The sequence below is a fragment of the Polaromonas potterensis genome, from assembly GCF_033446725.1.
GTDB lineage: Bacteria > Pseudomonadota > Gammaproteobacteria > Burkholderiales > Burkholderiaceae_C > Polaromonas.
The window spans coordinates 382,553-389,619 of sequence record NZ_JAWQLX010000004.1 but is presented as its reverse complement, the minus strand read 5'-3'; the positions used below and the strand labels follow the sequence as shown (position 1 = coordinate 389,619).

4 protein-coding genes are annotated in these 7,067 nt (G+C 60.9%); 1 reads left to right on the top strand and 3 read right to left on the bottom strand.

Annotation, left to right across the window (positions count from 1 at the left end; genetic code table 11):
* Positions 1–302 precede the first annotated feature (302 nt).
* The 3 genes from parC to R6254_RS10690 all read right to left on the bottom strand — a co-directional run bounded on the left by parC (position 303) and on the right by R6254_RS10690 (position 5,660).
* Entirely contained in the window at positions 303–2,660 is a 2,358-nt protein-coding gene (gene parC, locus R6254_RS10700; protein WP_318406664.1) for a DNA topoisomerase IV subunit A, read from the bottom strand.
* A gap of 134 nt (positions 2,661–2,794) precedes the next feature.
* The gene (locus R6254_RS10695) at positions 2,795–3,643 is read right to left on the bottom strand and encodes a lytic transglycosylase domain-containing protein (RefSeq protein ID WP_412103149.1); all 849 of its coding nucleotides are present in this window, start codon (positions 3,641–3,643) and stop codon (positions 2,795–2,797) included.
* Positions 3,644–3,689: 46 nt separating this feature from the next.
* Positions 3,690–5,660: a DNA topoisomerase IV subunit B gene (locus R6254_RS10690; protein WP_318406661.1), complete on the bottom strand. Its 1,971-nt coding sequence runs from the start codon at positions 5,658–5,660 to the stop codon at positions 3,690–3,692.
* Positions 5,661–5,805: 145 nt separating this feature from the next.
* Between R6254_RS10690 and R6254_RS10685 the strand changes: the two genes are divergently transcribed.
* Positions 5,806–7,032 carry an MFS transporter gene (locus tag R6254_RS10685; RefSeq protein ID WP_318406659.1) on the top strand — a complete coding sequence of 409 codons (1,227 nt, stop codon included), beginning with the start codon at positions 5,806–5,808 and terminating at the stop codon, positions 7,030–7,032.
* Positions 7,033–7,067: the final 35 nt, after the last annotated feature.

Genomic DNA, 7,067 nt, shown 5'->3' with positions numbered 1-7,067 from the left:
AGTCTGTTCCCGTTGCCTCGCACCATCAATTTCACGACAAAGCAAGAAAACCGTCACCAAGGAAAACTTATCACGAACAATGCTTGACTACGTGGGAAGTCCCTGTAAGGGGTTAGGGGTGGGCGTGGGGAGTTCGTCCTACTGCCGGGGGCAAGCCACAGGCGCAGCGTGATGCTCAAAAGCATCAACCCCAGAGAGTAATCCTCTCGAAGGATTCAGCTCGAAAATTTAAAGAAAAGATAGCCACAGTCCAATACCTTCGGGCGCAAGAAGCTATCAATTCAATAGCGACTGCAAACCGTTTATTCCACCCGGGAAATCGCCGTCGGCTTGAAGCCCAGGTCCGCCGCCTTGCCCTTGCGCGCCCGTGCAGCACGGGCGTTGTTCAGGCTGCGAATCTCCAGCGTTTCTTCGCGTTCCTTGCCACCCCGGCCTATGCCTTCGATTTTTACGCTGCGGGTATAGGCCGCCGCGCCGGCCAGCGTGTCTTTGGCGTCCAGGTCGATCAGCATCAGGCCGCGACCGCCTGCTGCTTGCGTTTTGAGTTCGCTGATTTCAAAAGTCAAGATGCGGCCGCCGGTGGACGCGCAAGCCACATGCGTCGCCGGATTCAGCGGCACCGATCCGCTGTGGCCCGACACATGGGAAGGTTTGCAAATTATTTCGCCTTCAGCACAACTGATAAAGGCCTTACCAGCCTTGAGGCGTGAGGTCATGTTTTCAACCGTCGCCAGGAAACCATAACCACCGCTGCCGCTGAGCAGCAAGGTGGCCGTTGATGGTCCCGCAAAATAATGCGCGGGCTGGGTGCCTGATTCGAGTTCGATCAGGGTGGTGACCGGCTGGCCGTCACCGCGTGCGCCCGGCAACATCGCCACCGGTATCGAATACACGCGGCCCGTGCCTTTGGCCGCCGTGCCGAACACCAGCAAGCTGTCCACTGTGCGGCATTCAAAAGTGCCGTACAAGCCGTCGCCGGACTTGAAGGCAAAACTGGCGGCGTCGTGGCCGTGGCCGCTGCGCGCGCGTATCCAGCCTTTGGCGCTCACCACCACGGTCACAGGTTCGTCCAGCACTTTCACTTCAAGCACGGCTTTTTTCTCGGCCTGGATCAGGGTGCGACGCGGGTCGGCAAACTGTTTGGCGTCGGCTTCGATTTCCTTGATCATCAGCCGGCGCAAGGCGGCCGGGCTGCCTAAAATTTCTTCGAGCTTGCCCTGCTCTTCGCGCAGGTTTTTCAACTCCTGCTCAATCTTGATGGCCTCGAGGCGTGCGAGCTGGCGCAGGCGGATTTCGAGAATGTCTTCAGCCTGGCGGTCGCTGAGATTAAAACGCGCAATCAGCGCCGCCTTGGGCTCTTCGGCCTGGCGGATGATGGCAATCACTTCATCGATGTTGAGCAACACCAGTTGCCGGCCTTCGAGGATGTGGATGCGGTCCAGCACCTTGTTCAGGCGATGCTGTGAGCGCCGCTCTATCGTGGTCTGGCGAAAGCTGATCCACTCGTTGAGCATCTGCCGCAGATTTTTTTGCGTGGGCCGGCCGTCCAGCCCGACCATGGTCAGGTTGATGCTCGACGAACTTTCCAGGCTGGTGTGGGCCAGCAAGGTGGTGATGAGTTCGGACTGTTCGATGCGGCTGGTTTTGGGCTCGAACACCAGGCGCACAGCGGCGTCCTTGCTCGATTCGTCACGCACCACATCCAGCACGGACAAGACGGTTTGTTTGAGTTGCACCTGGTCCAGGCTCAAGGCCTTTTTGCCGGTCTTGATTTTCGGGTTGGTGATTTCCTCGATTTCTTCGAGCACACGCTGGGTGCTGACCCCCGGCGGCAACTCCTGCACCACCAGTTGCCACTGGCCACGTGCCAGGTCTTCGATCTTCCAGCGCGCGCGCACCTTGAGCGAGCCGCGGCCAGTGCTGTAAGCCGCGGCGATCTCGGCCGCGCTGGAAATGATCTGGCCGCCGCCCGGGTAGTCCGGCCCAGCGATCAGTCCATACAACTCGTCGTCGCTGAGCTTGGGCGTCTTGATCAGCGCCACGCAGGCGTCGGCCACTTCGCGCAGGTTGTGACTCGGGATTTCGGTGGCCAGGCCCACGGCAATGCCGCTCGCGCCGTTGAGCAGGGTGAAAGGCAAACGCGCCGGCAACTGGCGCGGTTCTTCAAAGGAGCCGTCGTAGTTCGCGACGAAGTCGACCGTGCCTTCGTCGAGCTCGTCGAGCAGCAAGGTCGTGATTTTCGACAAGCGTGCCTCGGTGTATCGCATCGCCGCAGCACCATCGCCGTCTCTGGAGCCGAAATTGCCCTGGCCATCGACCAGCGGGTAACGCTGGCTGAAGTCCTGGGCCATGCGCACCATCGCGTCATACGCGGCCTGGTCACCGTGTGGGTGGTATTTACCCAGCACGTCGCCGACCACGCGCGCACTTTTGACCGGCTTGGCGCCATTGGCGCCTGAGAAGCCCAGCCCCATACGCGCCATGCTGTACATGATGCGCCGCTGCACCGGTTTCTGACCGTCACAGACATCGGGCAGGGCCCGGCCCTTGACGACACTGAGCGCATATTCAAGGTAGGCGCGCTGGGCATAAGCGGCCAGCGACTCCTGGTCGGGCAATTCGGGGCTGGCAGGTGCAGGGGATGTAAAAAGATCGTCCATCGGGGTTCAAACTACGAAAGTAAGGGGTGTAGAAACAGGGGGATTCAGCCTGTGCGGCTCACCCGCAGGAAATGGATGTAGGCGGGCCAGCCCCGCCAGGGTGATGGCCAGCGCCGTTCAAAACGGGGCCCACCTTATTCACGCTCGACCTGGAACTCAGGGGCTGCGGGTGTTTGCACCACCAAGGTGGGGACCTGGTTGCCGCGCCCGCTGGCGCCGCCCATCATCTCCAGCCTGACGCGCCCGCGGCGCGCCTCCGCCAACATGGGGGGCGGCTGGAGGTGGCCGTAAAGCTGCATCACGGTTTTTACGTAATTCTGGGTTTCGGCGTAATTGGGAATTTTGTTGCCGGCCCGCTGCACCGCGCCTTCGCCGGCGTTGTAGGCCGCGATGGCCAGCTCAAGCTGACCGGGAAACAAATCGATCAGGTCACGCAGGTAACGCGCACCGGCGCGAATATTGGTTTTCGGGTCCGTCAGTTTTTTCTCGATCGTCGCGTTTTTCTCGGCCCGCACGCCATAACGCTGGGCCGTAGGCGGCATCAGTTGCATCAGGCCGACCGCGCCTTTGGGCGACACGGCTTGGGTGTTGAAGCCGGACTCGGTGGCGATCAACGCCTGCAGCAAGGCGTAGTCGATGTTGTGTGTGACCGAGGCTTCGCGCAGCAAATGCCGGACCGCCTTGTAATTCGGCGACACGTCGAAAAATGCCAGCAGCTTGGGCGGTGCGCCCGGCATGCCTTTGCCCGGTACGCCCGACGAGGCGGCGCCCCGGTTGGTGTCGAAACTTTCGCCACCGCGGAAAAACAGCTGGTAACGCTCATCCAGTCGCTCGGCCGAAAAATGCGCCACACCAGCCTGATCTACATAACCCCAGACATCGGCCCGGGCAGGCGCGCCAGTCAGCAGCAAGGCGGCAGCGGCTATCAAAAACGATAGCTGCTTACGCCCAACCCATAAGGGCTGGAGCCACTTTTGACGCATAAACATACTCATGCGGCGCGGTATCCGGGCTGAGACATGGGGTCCTTCAGATGTCGATCTCCACAGCATCGCCGTGAAGTTCCATGAGTTCGCGGCGTGCCGCGGCTTCGCCCTTGCCCATCAATTTGGTGACCAGGCTTTCGGTCTGGGCAAAGTCCATATTGCCCAGTTGCACCGGCAACAGGCGCCGGGTGTCTGGATTGAGTGTGGTTTCCCACAGTTGTTCCGCATTCATCTCACCCAAGCCTTTGAAGCGGCTGATGGCCCAAGCGCCTTCACGCACGCCTTCCTTGCGCAGTTTATCCAGAATGGCGCTCAACTCGCCTTCGTCCAGCGCATAGGCCTTGGACGCCGGTTTTTTGCCGCGCGCCGGCGCATCCACCCGGTACAGCGGCGGCCTGGCCACATACACATGGCCGGTTTCTATGAGTTTGGGGAAATGCCGGAAAAACAGGGTCAGCAGCAAGACCTGGATGTGCGAGCCGTCCACGTCGGCATCGCTGAGGATGCAGATTTTTCCGTAACGCAGGCCACTCAGGTCCGGGGAGTCGTTGGGGCCGTGTGGGTCCACACCGATGGCCACCGAAATGTCATGGATCTCGTTGTTGGCAAACAGCCGGTCGCGCTCGACCTCCCAGGTGTTGAGCACCTTGCCGCGCAGCGGCAGAATGGCCTGGCTTTCCTTGTCGCGGCCCATCTTGGCGCTGCCGCCGGCGGAGTCGCCCTCGACCAGGAACATCTCGTTGTGCGCCAGGTCCTTGCTTTCGCAGTCGGTGAGTTTGCCCGGCAACACGGCCACGCCAGAACCTTTTCGTTTTTCAACTTTCTGGCCGGCCTTCTGCCGCGTTTGCGCCGCCTTGATGGCCAGTTCGGCCAGCTTTTTGCCGTAGTCGACATGGTGATTGAGCCAGACTTCCAGCGTAGGCCGCACAAAACTGGAGACCAGCCGCACCGCATCGCGCGAGTTCAGGCGTTCCTTGATCTGGCCCTGGAACTGCGGGTCCAGCACCTTGGCCGAGAGCACATAACTGGCGCGGGCAAACACGTCCTCGGGCAAGAGCTTGACACCTTTGGGCAGCAGCGAATGCAGCTCGATGAAACTCTTGACGGCCTGAAACACGCCGTCGCGCAGGCCGCTTTCATGCGTGCCGCCAGCGCTGGTCGGAATCAGGTTGACATAACTTTCACGCACCGGCTGGCCGTCTTCGGTGAAGCCCAGACACCACTGCGCGCCCTCGCCTTCGGCAAAACTGTCGTGTGCGGCGTCGGCAAAACCTTCACCCTCGAACAGCGGAATCACCGGATCGGCGCTCAGGGTCTGCATCAGGTAGTCGCGCAGGCCGCCTTTGTAAATCCAGGTCTGCACTTCCTTGGTTTTTTCCACCACCAGGGTCACGGTGACGCCGGGCATCAGCACGGCCTTGCTGCGCAGCAGGTGGGTGAGTTCGGCCATGGGCAGGGCCGAACTTTCAAAATATTTGGCGTCCGGCCAGGCGCGCACCGTGGTGCCCGATTTGCGGTCACCTTCGCCGGCCTTGCGCAACTGCAAAGCCTCGGTCACATCGCCGCCCGAAAACACCAGGGAGGCGACCATGCCGTCGCGGTAGGAGGTGGCTTCCAGACGTTTGGACAACGCATTGGTCACGCTGACACCCACGCCGTGCAGGCCGCCGGAAAAGCTGTAGGCGCCGCCCTTGCCCTTGTCGAACTTGCCGCCGGCATGCAGCTGGGTGAACACCAGCTCGATCACCGGTGCGTTTTCCTCCGGATGCATGCCGTAGGGAATGCCGCGGCCATCGTCTTCGATGCTGACCGAGCCGTCGCTGTGCAAGATGACCTTGATCTTCTTGCCGTGACCGGCCAGCGCCTCGTCGGCCGAATTGTCCAGCACTTCCTGGATGATGTGCAGCGGGTTGTCGGTGCGGGTGTACATGCCCGGGCGCTGCTTGACGGGCTCTAGGCCCTTGAGCACGCGGATCGAGCCTTCGGAATATTCGTTGGGTAGTTTGGTCGCCATGGGAGGGTGGATTGTAGACCTGGATGATTCTAAGGCTGGATAAATATACAGTCTTTAGGCGTGCACCGGTATTCATTCCTGGCACGCATCAATGCGCTGAATATTTTGAAAAGCAGAAACACGCGTGTTTGGGTACATTCACCGCATGCAATCTTCCAGCCGATCTCTTTCCATGGCGCAGGTGCTCATCTGCGGCGCCGCCATTGTCACCCTGTCCATGGGCATACGCCACGGCTTCGGCCTGTGGCTGCTGCCCATCACCCAGGAGCAGGGCTGGACACGCCAGACCTTTGCGCTGGCGCTTGCCGTGCAAAACCTGTCCTGGGGCGTGTTCGGTATTTTTGCCGGCATGCTGGCCGACCGTTTTGGCGCGTCCCGCGTGATCATAGGCGGCGCCGTCTTGTATGCGCTGGGCCTGGTCGGCATGGCGCTCTCCACCAGCAGCTTGTTGTTCACGCTGACCGCCGGCATCTTGATTGGTGCGGCCCAGGCCGGCACCACTTACGCCGTGATTTATGGCGTGATTGGCCGCAACATCCCGGCCGAAAAACGCTCCTGGGCCATGGGCGTGGCGGCGGCGGCCGGCTCTTTCGGGCAGTTCCTGATGGTGCCGGTGGAAGGTTTTCTGATCAGCGGCCTGGGCTGGAAAGAAGCGCTGCTGGTGCTCAGCGGCGCGGTTTTGCTGATCATGCCGCTGGCCTTTGGCCTGCGCGAGAACCGTTTCGGTGCCGGCCAGGCGCCCCCGCGTGAACAAACCATCCTGCAGGCCTTGAAAGAGGCTTTCAAATACCCGAGCTTCCAGTTGTTGATGGCCGGTTATTTTGTCTGTGGTTTCCAGGTCGTGTTTATCGGCGTGCACATGCCCAGCTATCTGCGGGACAAAGGGCTGTCACCGCAAGTGGCCAGTTATGCGCTGGCCCTGATCGGCCTGTTCAATGTGTTTGGCACCTACGCGGCCGGCACCCTGGGCCAGCGGCTGGCCAAACGAAAAATCCTGGCCTTCATTTATTTCGCCCGGGCCATTGTGATTGCCGTGTTTCTGGCGGCACCACTGAGCCCGACCAGCGTCTATATTTTTGCCAGCCTGATGGGGCTGCTGTGGCTGTCCACGATTCCACCCACCAACGCGGTGGTGGCGCAAATTTTCGGCATCCAGCATTTGTCCATGCTCAGCGGTTTTGTGTTTTTCAGCCACCAGATTGGCTCCTTCATGGGGGTCTGGCTGGGCGGCTACCTGTACGACCGTACCGGCAGTTATGACATCGTCTGGTACATCGCCATCGGCCTGGGCGTGTTTGCGGCGCTGGTCAACCTGCCGGTGCGTGAAACCGCGATCCAACGCCCCCGGACCGGCCAGTTACAGGGTGCCTGAGATGGCTCGCAAGATCACGCTGTACACACTGGCCC

Bases quoted from the DNA above. Each gene is read 5' to 3' on its own strand.
- R6254_RS10690 (WP_318406661.1), bottom strand. From the start codon at position 5,660: ATGGCGACCAAACTACCCAACGAATATTCCGAAGGCTCGATCCGCGTG.
- R6254_RS10695 (WP_412103149.1), bottom strand. From the start codon at position 3,643: ATGCGTCAAAAGTGGCTCCAGCCCTTATGGGTTGGGCGTAAGCAGCTA.
- R6254_RS10685 (WP_318406659.1), top strand. From the start codon at position 5,806: ATGCAATCTTCCAGCCGATCTCTTTCCATGGCGCAGGTGCTCATCTGC.
- parC (WP_318406664.1), bottom strand. From the start codon at position 2,660: ATGGACGATCTTTTTACATCCCCTGCACCTGCCAGCCCCGAATTGCCC.